The 15,233-nt window shown below is 72.1% G+C and carries 16 protein-coding genes and 2 pseudogenes; 12 read left to right on the forward strand and 6 right to left on the reverse strand.

Annotated elements, in window-relative coordinates:
- Window positions 1-5: 5 nt before the first annotated feature.
- Both ACYF6T_RS05595 and ACYF6T_RS05600 read left to right on the forward strand, forming a co-directional pair.
- The gene (locus ACYF6T_RS05595; RefSeq protein WP_461693890.1) at window positions 6-1,442 is read left to right on the forward strand and encodes an aldehyde dehydrogenase family protein; all 1,437 of its coding nucleotides are present in this window, start codon (window positions 6-8) and stop codon (window positions 1,440-1,442) included.
- Window positions 1,435-2,322, forward strand: a complete 888-nt coding sequence (locus ACYF6T_RS05600; protein ID WP_461693891.1) for an aldehyde dehydrogenase family protein — start codon at window positions 1,435-1,437, stop codon at window positions 2,320-2,322. The genes ACYF6T_RS05595 and ACYF6T_RS05600 overlap by 8 nt, the downstream gene beginning before the upstream one ends.
- A 64-nt stretch (window positions 2,323-2,386) precedes the next feature.
- On the opposite strand, the gene ACYF6T_RS05605 is transcribed toward ACYF6T_RS05600, so the two are convergent.
- Window positions 2,387-2,791 (reverse strand): hypothetical protein, encoded by a 405-nt coding sequence (locus ACYF6T_RS05605; protein WP_461693892.1) that lies wholly within the window; start codon window positions 2,789-2,791, stop codon window positions 2,387-2,389.
- Window positions 2,792-2,918: 127 nt separating this feature from the next.
- Between ACYF6T_RS05605 and ACYF6T_RS05610 the strand changes: the two genes are divergently transcribed.
- Window positions 2,919-3,566, forward strand: a complete 648-nt coding sequence (locus ACYF6T_RS05610; protein WP_461693893.1) for a uridine kinase family protein — start codon at window positions 2,919-2,921, stop codon at window positions 3,564-3,566.
- A 183-nt stretch (window positions 3,567-3,749) separates the two neighbouring features.
- Here ACYF6T_RS05610 and ACYF6T_RS05615 read toward each other — a convergent pair whose 3' ends face one another.
- Window positions 3,750-4,493: a SigE family RNA polymerase sigma factor gene (locus tag ACYF6T_RS05615; protein ID WP_461693895.1), complete on the reverse strand. Its 744-nt coding sequence runs from the start codon at window positions 4,491-4,493 to the stop codon at window positions 3,750-3,752.
- A 243-nt stretch (window positions 4,494-4,736) separates the two neighbouring features.
- On the opposite strand from ACYF6T_RS05615, the gene afsQ1 reads away from it, so the two are divergent.
- From afsQ1 to ACYF6T_RS05640, 5 genes are all read left to right on the forward strand, one after another.
- On the forward strand, window positions 4,737-5,414 hold the full coding sequence (afsQ1, locus tag ACYF6T_RS05620) for a two-component system response regulator AfsQ1 (RefSeq protein ID WP_461693896.1): 678 nt from the start codon (window positions 4,737-4,739) through the stop codon (window positions 5,412-5,414).
- Window positions 5,411-6,979 carry an ATP-binding protein gene (locus ACYF6T_RS05625; protein WP_461693898.1) on the forward strand — a complete coding sequence of 523 codons (1,569 nt, stop codon included), beginning with the start codon at window positions 5,411-5,413 and terminating at the stop codon, window positions 6,977-6,979. The genes afsQ1 and ACYF6T_RS05625 overlap by 4 nt, the downstream gene beginning before the upstream one ends.
- On the forward strand, window positions 6,976-7,578 hold the full coding sequence (locus tag ACYF6T_RS05630) for a hypothetical protein (RefSeq protein ID WP_461693900.1): 603 nt from the start codon (window positions 6,976-6,978) through the stop codon (window positions 7,576-7,578). The genes ACYF6T_RS05625 and ACYF6T_RS05630 overlap by 4 nt, the downstream gene beginning before the upstream one ends.
- A 107-nt stretch (window positions 7,579-7,685) precedes the next feature.
- Window positions 7,686-8,237 (forward strand): VanZ family protein, encoded by a 552-nt coding sequence (locus tag ACYF6T_RS05635; RefSeq protein ID WP_461693902.1) that lies wholly within the window; start codon window positions 7,686-7,688, stop codon window positions 8,235-8,237.
- 93 nt (window positions 8,238-8,330) lie between these two features.
- Window positions 8,331-8,531 (forward strand): PspC domain-containing protein, encoded by a 201-nt coding sequence (locus tag ACYF6T_RS05640; RefSeq protein WP_461693904.1) that lies wholly within the window; start codon window positions 8,331-8,333, stop codon window positions 8,529-8,531.
- A 76-nt stretch (window positions 8,532-8,607) separates the two neighbouring features.
- On the opposite strand, the gene ACYF6T_RS05645 is transcribed toward ACYF6T_RS05640, so the two are convergent.
- Entirely contained in the window at window positions 8,608-8,967 is a 360-nt protein-coding gene (locus tag ACYF6T_RS05645; RefSeq protein WP_461693905.1) for an ATP-binding protein, read from the reverse strand.
- A 139-nt stretch (window positions 8,968-9,106) separates the two neighbouring features.
- Window positions 9,107-10,264: an adenosine deaminase gene (locus tag ACYF6T_RS05650; RefSeq protein ID WP_461693906.1), complete on the reverse strand. Its 1,158-nt coding sequence runs from the start codon at window positions 10,262-10,264 to the stop codon at window positions 9,107-9,109.
- Window positions 10,265-10,377: 113 nt separating this feature from the next.
- Between ACYF6T_RS05650 and ACYF6T_RS05655 the strand changes: the two genes are divergently transcribed.
- Window positions 10,378-11,139, forward strand: coding sequence for an alpha/beta hydrolase (locus ACYF6T_RS05655; protein WP_461693907.1), 762 nt, complete (start codon window positions 10,378-10,380; stop codon window positions 11,137-11,139).
- A gap of 12 nt (window positions 11,140-11,151) precedes the next feature.
- Here the strand turns inward: ACYF6T_RS05655 and ACYF6T_RS05660 are convergent, their stop codons facing one another.
- On the reverse strand, window positions 11,152-12,102 hold the full coding sequence (locus ACYF6T_RS05660) for a LysR family transcriptional regulator (RefSeq protein ID WP_461693909.1): 951 nt from the start codon (window positions 12,100-12,102) through the stop codon (window positions 11,152-11,154).
- 63 nt (window positions 12,103-12,165) lie between these two features.
- Here ACYF6T_RS05660 and ACYF6T_RS05665 point away from each other — a divergent pair, with 63 nt between their 5' ends.
- Together ACYF6T_RS05665 and ACYF6T_RS05670 are read left to right on the forward strand one after the other, a co-directional pair.
- Window positions 12,166-13,488, forward strand: a complete 1,323-nt coding sequence (locus tag ACYF6T_RS05665) for an MFS transporter (RefSeq protein ID WP_461693911.1) — start codon at window positions 12,166-12,168, stop codon at window positions 13,486-13,488.
- A 148-nt stretch (window positions 13,489-13,636) separates the two neighbouring features.
- Window positions 13,637-14,665, forward strand: a complete 1,029-nt coding sequence (locus tag ACYF6T_RS05670; RefSeq protein WP_461693912.1) for a sigma-70 family RNA polymerase sigma factor — start codon at window positions 13,637-13,639, stop codon at window positions 14,663-14,665.
- Between the two features lie 30 nt (window positions 14,666-14,695).
- Here the strand turns inward: ACYF6T_RS05670 and ACYF6T_RS05675 are convergent.
- Window positions 14,696-14,935: pseudogene (locus tag ACYF6T_RS05675) on the reverse strand (STAS domain-containing protein); the annotation flags it as partial.
- A 120-nt stretch (window positions 14,936-15,055) separates the two neighbouring features.
- Between ACYF6T_RS05675 and ACYF6T_RS05680 the strand changes: the two are divergent.
- Window positions 15,056-15,211 (forward strand): annotated as a pseudogene (locus ACYF6T_RS05680) (AEC family transporter); the annotation flags it as partial.
- Between the last annotated feature and the right edge of the window lie 22 nt (window positions 15,212-15,233).

Here is a 15,233-nt window from a genome sequence, read left to right on the forward strand (position 1 = left end):
TCACCATGGCATCGGCATTCGATTACGCACCCGCCCCCGAGTCCCGCGCGATCGTCGACATCGCGCCCTCCTACGGGCTGTTCGTCGACGGCGAGTTCACCGAGGCGGCCGACGGCAAGGTCTTCAAGACCGTCAGCCCCGCCACCGAGGAGGTCCTCTCCGAGGTCGCCCAGGCCGGCGAGGCGGACGTCGAGCGGGCCGTCGCGGCGGCCCGGAAGGCGTTCGAGAAGTGGTCGGCGCTGCCCGGCTCCGAGCGCGCCAAGTACCTGTTCCGCATCGCCCGCATCATCCAGGAGCGCTCGCGCGAACTGGCCGTCCTGGAGACCCTGGACAACGGCAAGCCGATCAAGGAGACCCGCGACGCCGACCTCCCCCTGGTCGCCGCGCACTTCTTCTACTACGCGGGCTGGGCGGACAAGCTGGAGCACGCCGGGTTCGGTCCCGCACCGAAGCCGCTGGGCGTGGCCGGCCAGGTCATCCCCTGGAACTTCCCGCTGCTGATGCTGGCGTGGAAGATCGCCCCCGCGCTCGCGACGGGCAACACGGTCGTGCTGAAGCCCGCCGAGACCACCCCCCTCTCCGCGCTCTTCTTCGCGGACATCTGCCGTCAGGCGGGTCTGCCCAAGGGCGTCGTCAACATCCTTCCCGGCTACGGCGACACGGGCGCCGCGCTGGTCGCGCACCCGGACGTGGACAAGGTCGCCTTCACCGGCTCCACGGCCGTCGGCAAGGAGATCGCGAGGACGGTCGCGGGCACCCGCAAGAAGCTCACCCTGGAACTGGGCGGCAAGGGCGCCAACATCGTCTTCGACGACGCCCCGATCGACCAGGCCGTCGAGGGAATCGTCAACGGCATCTTCTTCAACCAGGGCCAGGTGTGCTGCGCGGGCAGCCGCCTGCTGGTCCAGGAGTCGATCCACGACGAGTTGCTCCAGTCCCTGAAGCGCAGGCTCTCCACGCTCCGCCTCGGCGACCCCCTGGACAAGAACACGGACATCGGCGCGATCAACTCCGAGGAGCAGCTCGCCCGGATCACGAAGCTGGTCGAGCTGGGCGAGGCGGAGGGCGCGGAGCGCTGGTCGCCGGCCTGCGAACTGCCCACGTCCGGCTACTGGTTCGCGCCGACGCTCTTCACGCACGTCACGCAGGCGCACACCGTCGCCCGCGACGAGATCTTCGGCCCGGTCCTGTCGGTCCTGACCTTCCGCACGCCGGACGAGGCGGTGGCCAAGGCGAACAACACGCCGTACGGCCTGTCGGCGGGCATCTGGACGGAGAAGGGCTCGCGGATTCTCGCCGTGGCCAACAAGCTGCGCGCGGGCGTGGTGTGGTCCAACACGTTCAACAAGTTCGACCCGGCCTCGCCGTTCGGCGGTTACAAGGAGTCGGGCTTCGGCCGCGAGGGCGGCCGCCACGGCCTGGAGGCGTACCTCGATGTCTGACCGTTTGAGTGTCCTCAAGACCTACAAGCTGTACGTCGGCGGGAAGTTCCCGCGTTCCGAGAGCGGCCGGGTGTACGAGGTGAGCGACTCCAAGGGCAACTGGCTGGCGAACGCGCCCCTTTCGTCCCGCAAGGACGCCCGGGACGCGGTGGTCGCGGCCCGCAAGGCGTTCGGCGCGTGGTCCGGCGCGACGGCGTACAACCGCGGCCAGGTCCTCTACCGGGTGGCGGAGATGCTGGAGGGCCGCAGGGCGCAGTTCGTCCACGAGGTGGCGGACGCGGAGGGCCTGTCGAAGTCCCGGGCGGCCGAGCAGGTCGAGGCGACGATCGACCGCTGGGTCTGGTACGCGGGCTGGACGGACAAGATCGCCCAGGTGGTCGGGGGCGGGAACCCGGTCGCGGGCCCCTTCTTCAACCTCTCCTCGCCGGAGCCGACGGGGGTCGTGGCGGTCCTGGCCCCGCAGGAGTCGTCGTTCCTGGGCCTGGTGTCCGTCGTGGCCCCGGTGATCGCGACCGGCAACACGGCGGTGGTGGTGGCGAGCGAGAAGTCCCCGCTCCCCGCCCTCTCCCTCGCCGAGGTCCTGGCCACCTCGGACGTCCCCGGCGGTGTCGTCAACGTCCTCTCCGGCCGTACGGCGGAGATCGCGGCGCCGCTGGCGGCCCACCAGGACGTCAACGCGATCGACCTGGCGGGCGCGGACGAGACGCTGGCCAGGGAGCTGGAGATCGCGGCGGCGGACAACCTCAAGCGCGTCCTTCGTCCACAGCCTGTGGACAACTGGCTCGCCCCTCCGGGCACCGACCGCATGACGGCCTTCCTGGAGACGAAGACGGTCTGGCACCCGACGGGCTCCCTGGGCGCCTCGGGCTCGTCGTACTGAGCCCCGCAGAACGGAGCCGCGCCTCCCCTCCGTCCGGGGGAGGCGCGGCTTCCTGTTGCGCCGTTCAGTGGCCGAGCAGGCCCGTCGCCTGGCCCAGTACCGGGATGTTGGCGATCGACGGGGCCTGGGCGACCGGACCCGTCAGCATCTGGGAGTTGAGGGACTTGAAGTCGGCGAGCTGGGTGCCGACGCCGTTGTCGAGGGGGTCGACGCCGGTGCCGGCGAGGGGGTTGGGCTTGAGGCCGGAGACCGGACCGGTGACGTAGCCGACCGTGCCGGTGAGGGCCTGCAGACCGGCCTGGGGGTCGATCTTGCCCAGGTTGGTGGGCCGGGTGCGCATCACGTCCAGGACGGGCTCGGCGTCCGCGGAGGCCGTCGCGGCACCCGCGCCGAGCGCCACCCCCGCCGTCGCGAGGGCGACCAGGGCGCGTTGGGCGGTCGGGGTCGGGGAGGACGGGTGTCGTGCCATGGTTGGTGTCACCTTCTGGTGCGCAGGGTAATCGGGTCGACACGAAGGGTAGTTGAGGTGTGACGCGCGCTCCAAAGGTGACCCGCGGGGTCGTGAGGGCGTACGGAATGCGTCAAACTGGTGTCCCGTGAGCATCCATCTCCCCTCCTCCGCCCGCGTCGTGCTGCTCTGCGGCCCCTCGGGTTCGGGCAAGTCCCTCGTCGCGGCCCGCTCCGGGCTCCCCGTGCTGCGCCTCGACGACTTCTACAAGGAGGGCGACGACCCGACGCTGCCGCTGGTGGCGGGGAGCTCCGACATCGACTGGGACCACCCGGACTCCTGGGACACGCAGGCGGCCGTCGCCGCGATCACCGAGCTGTGCCGCACGGGCCGTACGCACGTCCCCGTCTACGACATCTCCCTGTCCGCCCGCACGGGCGAGGAGGCCGTCGACATCGGCCGGACCCCGGTGTTCATCGCGGAGGGCATCTTCGCGGCCGAGATAGTCGAGCGCTGCCGGGAACTGGGCGTCCTGGCCGACGCGCTGTGCCTGAACCGGGGCCCCGTGCGCACCTTCCGCCGCCGTTTCCTGCGCGACCTGAAGGAGGGCCGCAAGTCGGTGCCGTTCCTGCTGCGCCGCGGCTGGCGCCTGATGCGCCAGGAACGCACGATCATCGCCCGCCAGACCGCGCTGGGCGCCCACGCCTGCGACCGCGACGAGGCCCTGAGCCGCCTGACCGCGGCGGCGGTGGGCCGCCGGCCGGCCCGGCCGCGGACGGCGCCGTCACCGTCGTAGAACCGGAAGACGACATGAAAGCGGGACTGGACGGACCCCCCGGCCCTCCAGTCCCGCTCCCCCCGTTCCCCCGTGCTTTTCCTCCCCCAGCGGCCCCCCGTCGATCTCCCCCGTCGGCCCCCGTGGATCCCCCCAGACCCCCGTCGGCCCCCCGGTTACCGCTCCCCCGTGTCCCCCCGGCCCTCAGGCGACAAGCTCCCCGAAGGCGTCCTCCTCGTCACGGCCGAAGCTGAGGACCTCGTCCTCGCGCAGGCGGCGCAGGGAGCGCCAGATGCTCGACTTCACCGTGCCGACACTGATGTCGAGGATCTCCGCGATCTCCGGGTCGGTGCGGCCCTCGTAGTAGCGCAGGACCAGCATCGTGCGCTGGAGTTCGGGCAGCCGGGCGAGCGCCTGCCACAGGACGGCGCGCAGTTCGGTGCCGCGCATCGCGTCCGTGTCGCCGGGCGTCTCCGGCAGCTCCTCGGTCGGGTACTCGTTCAGCTTGCGGCGGCGCCACGCGCTGATGTGCAGGTTCGTCATGGTGCGGCGCAGGTAGCCCCCGACCGCGGCCTTGTCGCTGATCCGGTCCCACGCCCTGTATGTCGAGAACAGCGCGCTCTGCAGCAGGTCCTCGGCCTCGAAGCGGTCACCGGTCAGGTGGTAGGCGGTTGCGTACAGGGAGGCGCGGCGCTCCTGGACGTAGGCGGTGAACTCCGCCTCCGACAGCGACCGACGCTCCCCCGTGTCCTCCCTGTACGCGCTTCCCCCGTGCGTTTCCCCCGTGCAGGTGTCAACCACCGACATGTACATCGGGTGCTGACGCCCGGTGCCGCGAGCGCACCCCCGCCCGCTCACGGCACCGGACTTCTCGGAACCCCGGCCCCCGTTCACGTCGTGCAGGCGCGTGATCACTGCGCTATTGCTGGTGCTGTGCAGCGTGTTCATCTCGCGCCCCCCGTCGTGGACTTCCGGTGTTCGGCTTGCTCAGGCGGTGGATCTCTGCGGTGCTTCCTTGCCTGTGCCGAAAAGCTTGCCCTGGCACCTTCATGGCCGTGTCCGCCGACTGTCACAGACCTGTCACAGGGGTCGGTCCCAGGGAAGACACAGCGCGGTCACAGTCGGCGGCGGTACGGGCGGGTAGCCGTACAGGTGTCGAAACCGCCCCCGGCATGGGCCAGAATGGCCCCCGTGCCTTCCCTGTTGCTGATCGAGGACGACGACGCCATCCGTACGGCCCTGGAGCTGAGTCTCACGCGCCAGGGACACCGGGTTGCCACCGCTGCCACCGGTGAGGACGGTCTGAAGCTCCTGCGTGAGCAGCGGCCGGACCTGATCGTGCTGGACGTGATGCTGCCCGGCATCGACGGTTTCGAGGTGTGCCGGCGCATCCGGCGCACGGACCAGTTGCCGATCATTCTGCTGACCGCGCGCAGCGATGACATCGATGTGGTGGTCGGGCTGGAGTCGGGGGCCGACGACTATGTCGTCAAGCCCGTGCAGGGGCGGGTGCTCGACGCCCGGATCCGGGCCGTGCTGCGGCGCGGGGAGCGGGAGGCGAACGACTCGGCGACGTTCGGCTCGCTCGTCATCGACCGTTCGGCGATGACGGTGACGAAGAACGGCGAGGACCTGCAGCTGACGCCGACCGAGCTGCGGCTGCTGCTGGAGCTGAGCCGGCGGCCCGGACAGGCGCTGTCCCGGCAGCAGTTGCTGCGCCTGGTGTGGGAGCACGACTACCTCGGCGACTCGCGGCTGGTGGACGCCTGTGTGCAGCGGCTGCGCGCCAAGGTCGAGGACGTGCCGTCGTCCCCGACGCTGATCCGTACCGTGCGCGGCGTCGGTTACCGGCTGGACGCGCCTCAGTGACACCAGCGCAAGGGGGATTCCGCGGCTGGTTCGCGGCGCGTAAGGGAGTGTGGTCACGGCTGCGGTTCACCAGTCTGCGGCTGCGGCTCGTCGTCGTGTTCGGGCTGGTGGCGCTGACCGCCGCCGTGTCCGCGTCCGGCATCGCGTACTGGCTCAACCGCGAGGCCGTGCTCACCCGCGCGCAGGACGCGGTGCTGCGCGACTTCCAGCAGGAGATGCAGAACCGCGCGGGCGCCCTGCCCGAGCACCCCACCCAGGACGAACTCCAGCGCACCGCCGGGCAGATGGCCGGCAGCAGCCAGCGCTTCAGCGTGCTGCTGGTCGCCCAGGACTCCGCAGGCAAGACGGTGTACGGCAGTTCCGGCGCCCTCGACGGCTTCTCGCTCCAGGACGTGCCCGCCTCGCTGCGCGCCGCGGTGACCAAGCGGCAGACGGTCGACTCCGGCAACAAGTACCCGTACCACCTGTACTGGCAGCGGGTCGTCGAGCACGGCACGCCGTATCTGGTGGCCGGGACGAAGGTGATCGGCGGCGGGGCCACCGGGTACATGCTCAAGTCGCTGGAGCCGGAGGCCAAGGACCTCAACTCCCTCGCCTGGTCGCTCGGGATCGCCACCGGGCTGGCGCTGATCGGCTCCGCGCTGCTCGCGCAGGCCGCCGCGACGACCGTGCTCAAGCCCGTGCACCGGCTGGGAGTGGCGGCCCGGCGGCTCGGCGAGGGCAAGCTGGACACCCGGCTGCGGGTGTCCGGCACGGACGAACTGGCGGATCTGTCGCGGACGTTCAACAACGCGGCGGAGGCGCTGGAGAAACGGGTCGCCGACATGGCGGCCCGGGACGAGGCCTCCCGGCGCTTCGTGGCCGACATGAGCCACGAACTGCGCACGCCGCTGACGGCCATCACCGCCGTCACGGAGGTGCTGGAGGAGGAGCTGGAGGCCGAGTCGGGCTCCATGGACCCGATGATCGAGCCCGCCGTACGGCTCGTGGTGAGCGAGACGCGGCGGCTCAACGACCTGGTCGAGAACCTCATGGAGGTCACCCGCTTCGACGCGGGCACCGCCCGGCTGGTCCTGGACGACGTCGACATCGCCGACCAGATCACCGCCTGCATCGACGCCCGCGCCTGGCTGGACGCGGTGGAGCTGGACGCCGAGCGCGGCATCCACGCCCGGCTCGACCCGCGCCGCCTGGACGTCATCCTCGCCAACCTCATCGGCAACGCCCTCAAGCACGGCGGCTCCCCGGTGCGGGTGGCGGTGCGGGTGGCGGCCGACGAGATCGTCATCAGGGTGCGCGACCACGGGCCCGGCATCCCCGAGGACGTCCTGCCGCACGTCTTCGACCGGTTCTACAAGGCCAGCGCCTCCCGCCCGCGCTCCGAGGGCAGCGGCCTGGGCCTGTCGATCGCCCTGGAGAACGCCCACATCCACGGCGGCGAGATCACCGCCGCCAACTCGCCCGAGGGCGGCGCGGTGTTCACGCTGCGGCTGCCCCGGGACGCGTCGTCGCTGACGGAGGAGAGCGGCGAGGGCGGCGAGGCCAAGAAGGGGGACGGCTCATGACCGTGCGACGGCTGCTGGCGGTGCCCGTGCTGGCCGCAGTGCTGACCGGGTGCGGCATCCGGGCCACGCAGGTGCCGACGGACTTCGGCGCGGCGCCCTCGCGGGTGCAGTGCTCGCTGGCCGAGCCGGACGTGTCGACGCAGGCCACGCGCGGACTGCCGGTGCAGGTGTTCCTGCTGTGCGGTTCCTCGCTGGTCGCCGTGGACCGCACGGTACGGGTGCCGGACGGCACGGCGGACTCGCAGCGGCGGGTCCAGGTGGCACAGGGGCTGCTGGACGAGCTGGCGGCGGCGCCGTCGTCCGCCGAGAAGGACGCCGGGTACCAGACGGACGTCCGCGGCGGCATGACCGTGGGCGGCCCGCGCACCGGCGACCCGGACGACGCCCTGCGGCTGAGCACCCCGCCCGGCGACCTCACCGCCTCCGCCCTCGCCCAGATCGTGTGCACGTTCTCCGACTCGGCCGCCGCCGAGGGGGACGGTTCGGTCGTGCTGGGCGGCCCGGGCAGCGAGCCGCTGCGCCGCTACGAGTGCACGGACGAGGTCCGCGCCAGCCCGGGCACACAGCAGCCGCCTTCCGGTGGGGTGACGGGCGGCTGACGTCCGGCGAGTGAACCGCGACCGAAGAACGGGTGTGTCGCAGGCCTCACGAAGGTACGCGCGCGGGAGCCGGAACCGATCCTGCCGGAGGCCGCGTCTAGGGGGGCGTGCAGCGTCAAGGCTCCATCGGCGGCAGCGCCGCGATCCGCATCCGTGTGACAGGGAGTGTCCTCCTTGTCGCACACCTCGCGTTCGTCGCCTGGCTCACGCTGCGCCCACTGGACGTGCCCTGGGTGGCGCCCGCCAATCTGCGCCCCCTGGCCGGCCTCCGGGCCGACCTGGCCCTGGGCCCGGTGGAGGCGGCCCGCCGCATCGCCGAGGGACTGGCCCTGCTGGCACCCCTCGGCGTCCTGCTCCCGGCGGCCCACGGACGGCTCTGGGCCTCCCCGCTCGGCTCCCTGGTCCGTACGGTCGCCGCGGGTGCCCTGGTCTCGCTCGGCATCGTGCTGCTGCAGACCGGGGTGCCCGGGCGGGTCGCAGACGTCGACTCGCTGCTGCTCAACACGGTGGGCGTGACCGTCGCCCACCTGGCCGTCGTGCCCGCGCTGCGGGTCCGGCTCCGTCGCAGGTCCGAGCGGGACCACGGCGCGACCGTACGCCAGGAGGAGGCGGCTCAGGGTCGGACCCCGACGATTCCCAGGGTCGGGATGGCTCCATAGAGTGACGCTTTGCCCGCTTCGGGTACGTAGCGTTGAAGGCAGATGGGACGGTCACTCGGACCGCCTCGGCCGACGCTCACGAAGGAGCCGCACATGTCCGCCCTCGTCCGCCCCACCCACGGCCGCATGATCGGTGGAGTGTGCGCCGGTCTGGCCCAGCGCTTCGGCACCTCCGCGACGACGATGCGCGTGATCTTCCTGCTGTCCTGTCTGCTGCCGGGCCCGCAGTTCCTGCTCTACATAGCGCTGTGGATCCTGCTGCCCTCCGAGGACAAGGCCCGCACCGCCTGGTGACCCGCCCTTCCGGGACACGCCGGCGGGGCGCACCCCGTGTCCTTGGGTGCGCCCCGCCGGCGTGTGCGGGCGTGGGTCAGCCGAGCGGCAGGCCGTTGACGGGCAGGCCGTGCGTGGGCAGACCGGTCTGGCCGACGGGGAGGCCGCCGAGCAGCCCGGCGACGGGACCGGTCGGACCGTCGGCCAGCACCTGCGACGCGACCGGCTGCACGGTGGCCAGCCCGGATTCGAGGGCGTCCTTGCTGTGGGCCGCCGTCTCACCGGCGCCCGGCACCGCGTGGGAGAGGTTCTCCGCCGGGAGCGCCTTGGTGGCGTTGTTCAGCGCGCCGGTGGCGTTCGGGAGGCCCGAGGCCGCGGTCGCGGCACCCGCGCCCGCGGCGGCGATGGCGGCACCGAGGGCGGCGACACCGAGGGTCTTGGCAGCAGACTGCTTCATGAAATGCGTCCTCGAAATGGGATGACGGGGATGTGAGCGGTCCACGACCGTAAACACGCGATGGCGCCCGCCGCAAACATCGAAATGCGGACGGATGGTGAACACCCGCCCGCATTCCCTGCACCCCGGTATCCCCCGTTCAGCCGCCAGAACCCACGGAACCGCTGGTCGAGGCGGTCTGCTGGAACAGCCACTCGGATTTCAGCTCGGCATATCCGGGCTTGATGACGTCATTGATCATCGCCAATCGTTCATCGAAAGGAATGAACGCTGATTTCATCGCATTGACGGAGAACCACTGCATGTCGTCGAGCGAATAACCGAACGCGTCGACAAGGTGCTCGAATTCGCGGCTCATGCTGGTGCCGGACATCAGCCGGTTGTCGGTGTTCACGGTCGCCCGGAAGTGCAGGCGCCGCAGCAGCCCGATCGGGTGTTCGGCGTACGAGGACGCCGCCCCGGTCTGCAGGTTGGAGCTGGGACACAGCTCCAGCGGGACGCGCTTGTCGCGCACGTAGGAGGCGAGCCGCCCGAGCTTCACCGAGCCGTCGGCCTGCACCTGGATGTCGTCGATGATGCGCACCCCGTGCCCGAGCCGGTCGGCGCCGCACCACTGCAGGGCCTGCCAGATGGAGGGCAGCCCGAAGGCCTCGCCGGCGTGGATGGTGAAGTGGTTGTTCTCGCGCTTGAGGTACTCGAAGGCGTCGAGGTGCCGGGTGGGCGGGTAACCGGCCTCCGCGCCCGCGATGTCGAAGCCCACCACGCCCAGGTCCCGGTAGCGGTTGGCGAGTTCGGCGATCTCCAGGGCGCGGGCGGCGTGCCGCATCGCGGTCAGCAGGGCGCCGACGCGGATGCGGTGACCGTTCGCCCGGGCGAGCCGCTCCCCTTCCCGGAAGCCCTCGTTGACGGCCTCGACGACCTCTTCGAGGCGCAGTCCGCCTTCGAGGTGCTGCTCGGGGGCGTAGCGCACCTCGGCGTACACCACCCCGTCGGCGGCGAGGTCCTCGGCGCACTCGCGGGCGACCCGGACGAGCGCGTCGCGGGTCTGCATCACGCCGACGGTGTGGGAGAAGGTCTCCAGGTACCGCTCCAGGGACCCGGAGTCGGCGGCCTCCCGGAACCAGACGCCGAGCCGGTCGGGGTCGGTCTCCGGCAGGCGTGCGTAGCCCGTGTCCCGGGCGAGTTCGACGATCGTCCCCGGGCGCAGTCCGCCGTCGAGGTGGTCGTGCAGCAGAACCTTCGGCGCCCGGCGGATCTGGTCCGGCGTCGGGGTGTTCGCGGTGCTCTGGCTGGTCATGTCCGCACTCTAACTCCTACGCGCGTAGACGGCGCGGTGTACATCCCCGTCGATACGTAACGGTGACCGCAAGGACGGGTCGCGTACACCGGTCCTTCTGACACTGTTCTGTCATGGCACACCAAGCGACGCCGGTTCGACGGGCCCGGCTGGGAAAGGCACTCGGCCCGGAGCCGACGGCGGTGAGCGGCGCGGTGCTGCTGCTTCCCGGCGGTGACGAGGAGTCCGGCCGCAGACCCTCTCCCATGCTCGCGACCGCATCCGTACGGGCCCTGGGCCGCCGACTGGCCCGCGCGGGACGGGAGGAGGGGCTCGCCACGCACGTCGTCCACTACCGCTACCGCGGCTGGAACGGCAGCGAGGCCCACCTCGCCCACGACGCGTCCTGGGCCGTCGAGGAGGTCGTACGCCGCTACGGAGACGTCCCCGTCTGCCTCGTCGGCGTCGACATGGGCGCACGGGCCGCGCTGCGGGCCGCCGGTCACGAGGCCGTCAACTCCGTGCTGGCGCTCGCGCCTTGGCTGCCGGAGGACGACGTGGCGGCCTCGCCCGAACCGGTGAGGCAGCTCGCGGGGCGCCGGGTGCTGGTTGTGCACGGCACCAACGACGACGTCTGCGACCCCGAGTTGTCCTTCCGGCTGGCGGCCCGGGCGAAGAAGGCGAACCGGGAGGTGTGCCGGTTCGAAGTGCACTCGGACGGACACGGGTTGCACCAGTACCGCGGTGAAGTGCAGGCGCTGGCCGAGGACTTCGTGATGGGCTGCCTCTACGGGAAGGCGTTCTCGCGCCCGGTGCAGGACGCGTTCGCCGCGCCGCCGCCACTGGGGTTGCGGATGCCGCTCGCGGCGGGGTTCGGCAAGTCGCTGCGGCGGTAGGCCCGTAGGACCTCAGGGCAGCAGGTTGCCCCGCCTCGACAGCAGGAACTTCTTGAACGCGGCCACCGGGGGTGTGTCCGGGTGGCCGTCGAGCCAGGCCACGCCGATCTCGCGTACGGCTCTCGGGGCCGTGACCGTCAGTTCCGCAACGCCCGGGCGGGCGAAGGCCGGTGGGGGCAGCAGGGCCACTCCCAGGCCGGCGGCCACCAGGCCCCGCAGGGTCTCCGCCTCCTCCCCCTCGAAGGCGATGCGCGGCCTGAAGCCGGCCTCCTGGCACAGGTCGTCGGTGATGCGGCGCAGGCCGTAGCCGGGCTCCAGGGTCACGAAGGTCTCGTCCGCCGCCTCCGCCAGCCGGATGCGCCTGCGGCGGGCGAGGGGGTGGTCGGCGGGCACGACCAGGCGGAGCTTCTGCTCGTCGAGGCGGCGGGCGACGAGGTCCGGGGCGTCGGGGACCGGGGAGGTCAGGCACAGGTCCAGCTCGCCCGCCCGCAGCTTCTCCAGCATCGCCTCGCCGTAGTTCTGCACCAGGCTGAAGCGGACCCGGGGGTGGTCGGCGCGGAAGGCGTGGAGGAGGCCGGGGACCGTCTCGGCGCCCATGGTGTGCAGGAAGCCGAAGGCGACCTTGCCGGTGGCGGGGTCGGCGTCGGCGCGGACCTCGTCGGCGGCGCGTTCGATCTCGGCGAGGGCGCGCTCGACGGAGGCGAGGAAGGTGCGGCCGGCGGGGGTGAGGGAGACCGTGCGGCCGCGGCGGGCGAACAGGTCGACGCCGAGGTCCTGTTCCAGGCGGACCATGGCGCGGGAGAGGGTCGACTGAGGGACCTGCATCTCCTGGGCGGCACGGGTGACGTGCTCGGTGCGGGCGACGCCGGCGAAGTAGGCCAGGCGCGGCGCCAGCGACATCACCATGTCTTCTGTGTCACTGGACGGTGACAGGCGCGCCCGTGAGCTGTGCTGATGCTCCATGGGAACGATTATGGCGGTTTCATGCATTGGACGGATGAACGGGAGGGTCCGTAGGTTCGAGGCATGTCTCCCGCCAGTACCGGGGCGCCCGCGCAGGGCGCCGCAACGACCGTCCCCGTGTCCCCCGTGTCCCCCGTGTCCTCCGCGCCCTCGACGTCCTCCACCGACTCCCGCATGGCCCCGGGCGGCCCCGGTTACCGCCGGATGAGCTTCGCCCTCTTCCTCGCGGGCGTGGCGACCTTCGCGCTGCTGTACTCGACGCAGGCCCTGCTGCCGCTGATCTCCGGCGAGTTCGGGGTGGCGGCGAGCGAGGCGAGCTGGACGGTGGCGGCGGCGACGGGCGGACTGGCGCTGTTCGTGCTGCCGATGAGCGCGCTGTCGGAGCGGTTCGGACGCCGTACGGTGATGACGGCCTCGCTGGCGGTCGCGGTGAGCGTGGGCATGCTGGTCCCGTTCGCGCCGTCGCTGGGCGCGCTGGTGGCGCTGCGGGCGGTGCAGGGCGCGGCGCTGGCCGGGCTGCCGGCGTCCGCGACGGCGTACCTCGCCGAGGAGGTGCGGCCCAAGGCCCTGGTGACGGCGATCGGGCTGTTCGTGGCGGGCAACAGTGTCGGCGGGATGAGCGGCCGGGTCATCACCGGGTGGGTCGCGCAGGAGTGGGGCTGGCGGGTGGCCGTCGGGGTGATCGGCGTGATCGCGGTGGCGTGCGCGGTGGCCTTCCGGGCGCTGCTGCCCGCGCCGCGGCACTTCGTCGCGGGGTCGCTGCGGCCGCGGGTGCTGGCGCGGACGGTGCGGGAGCACCTCTCCTCGCCGCTGCTGCGGCGGCTGTACGCGATCGGCGCGCTGTTCATGACCGTCTTCGGCGGCGTGTACACGGTGATCGGCTACCGCCTGACGGAGGCGCCCTTCTCGCTCCCGCAGGGCATCATCGGCTCGATCTTCCTGGTCTACCTGGTCGGCACGGTCTCGGCGTCGACGGCGGGCCGGCTGGTGGGCCGCCTCGGCCGCCGGGGCGCCCTGTACGCGGCGGGCGCGACGACCGCGGCGGGCCTGCTGCTCTCCCTCGCCGGCTCCCTCGTCCTGGTCCTGCTGGGCCTGGTCCTCATCACCGCGGGCTTCTTCGCGGGCCACGCGGTGGCCTCGTCGGCGGTCAGCAAGACGGCGACGACAGGCCGGGCCCAGGCGTCGGCCCTCTACCAGTCGGCCTACTACATCGGCTCCAGCACCGGCAGCACGGTGGGCGCCACGGCCTTCCACACCGCCGGCTGGGCGGGCACGGTGGGCGTCGGCCTGCTGGCGGTCCTGGGCGTCGCCGCCATCACCCTGCTGGGAACCCGGGCGGCCCGGGCGACTTCCCGCAGCGGCGAACTCAGCCCGTCGGGAGGCTGAGGACGCGGCCCGTTCCCAGTCCGGCACGACCCCCCCCCGTTGACCTGCGCCTTTGTCTGCTCGGCACGCCATTGTCAGTGGGCTGCGGTAGCTTCCGAAGTGCTGGGCGCAAAGGCGCGCGACAGGAATGCCACAGGGGTGGGTGGACATGACCGACGGCACGGCGACGACGACAGACCTCGACGTCAGGCTGGAAAAGCACCGGACCGAACTGACCGGATACTGCTACCGCATGCTCGGTTCCTCCTTCGAGGCCGAGGACGCGGTGCAGGACACCCTGGTCCGCGCCTGGCGCAGCTACGACAGGTTCGAGGGCCGCTCCAGCCTCCGCTCCTGGCTCTACCGCATCGCGACCAACGTCTGCCTGGACATGCTGACGGCCGGCAACAAGCGCGCCCGCCCCATGGACCTCACCGAGTCCACCCCCCTGGCCCAGGCCGCCCTGGCCCCCCGGCCTGACAACACCTGGCTGGAGCCGATGCCGGACGCCCGCGTGCTGCCCACGACCGACGACCCGGCGGAGGCGGCGGTCGCGAAGGAGTCGGTGCGGCTGGCGTTCATGGCCGCCCTCCAGGACCTGCCGCCCAAGCAGCGCGCGGTGCTGATCCTGCGCGAGGTGCTGGCCTGGAAGGCGAGCGAGGTCGCCGAACTGCTCGACACCTCGGTCGCGTCGGTCAACAGCGCCCTGCAGCGCGCCCGCGCGACCCTCGCCGAGCGCGGCGACGACAGAAGCGCCCGGGCCGCCGTCTCCGACCCGCTGGACGAGGAGCAGCAGAAGCTGCTGGAGCGCTACGTCGCGGCCTTCGAGGGCTACGACATGACGGCGCTGACGGCCCTGCTGCACGAGGACGCGATCATGACGATGCCGCCGTTCGACCTGTGGCTGACCGGCCCGGCGGACATCACCGGCTTCATGACGACCCTGGGCGCCTCCTGCGCGGGCTCCCGCCTGCTGCCGGTCCAGGCCAACGGCCTGCCGGGCTTCGCGCACTACAAGCCGGACCCGGAGAAGGGCGGCTTCACGGCGTGGGCCGTGCAGGTGCTGGAGGTGTCAGAGGGCCGGATCACCGGGTTCCACTGCTTCCTCGACACCCAGCGCTGGTTCCCGCTCTTCGGCCTGCCCTCGCGTCTGGAGGACGTCGAAACGGAGCCCGACCAGGTCGAGGAGGGCGTGTAGGGCCGGGTCGGGGTCGCGCAGCCTGATCCGGCCGCCGGCCCGCCGCGCGGCGAGCTGGAGCCGGGCGAGCAGGTCGACGACCGCGAGCCCCGGCGGCCCGAGCCCGGCGGCGTCGACCACGACGGCCCCGGCGCCCGTGGACTCGAGGAGCGTGCGTACGTCCTCGCACAGCCCGGTCACCTCGTCGCGGGTGACGGGGCCGGGCAGCACGAGTACGGCGGGTGTCGTGGCGTCCACGAGCGGTAGACCCCCCGGAGGCGCGGAACTCATCGGGGCCCGCCGAGGATCACATTGACCTGCGACGCGTCCTGCCCAGAGGGTTGGATGTATGCCCCACGGATCAGCCCCGCCCTGGCTACCCGACGGCCTCCCGCACCCCGAGGAGCCGCCGTGCAGGGGGTGCTGACCGGTTTCGCGGTGATCGCGGTGGTGATCGGCGTCGCCCTGCTCTTCACCACCCTCGCCCGGGCCGACCTCTCGGTGGTCTTCTCCAGCCGGCTGCTGGTGACGGCGATGAGCACGGCAGCGCCGGCGGGCGTCATCCTGCTGTCGACGGTGCTGTCGGTGC

Source organism: Streptomyces sp. 7R007 (genome assembly GCF_054850255.1).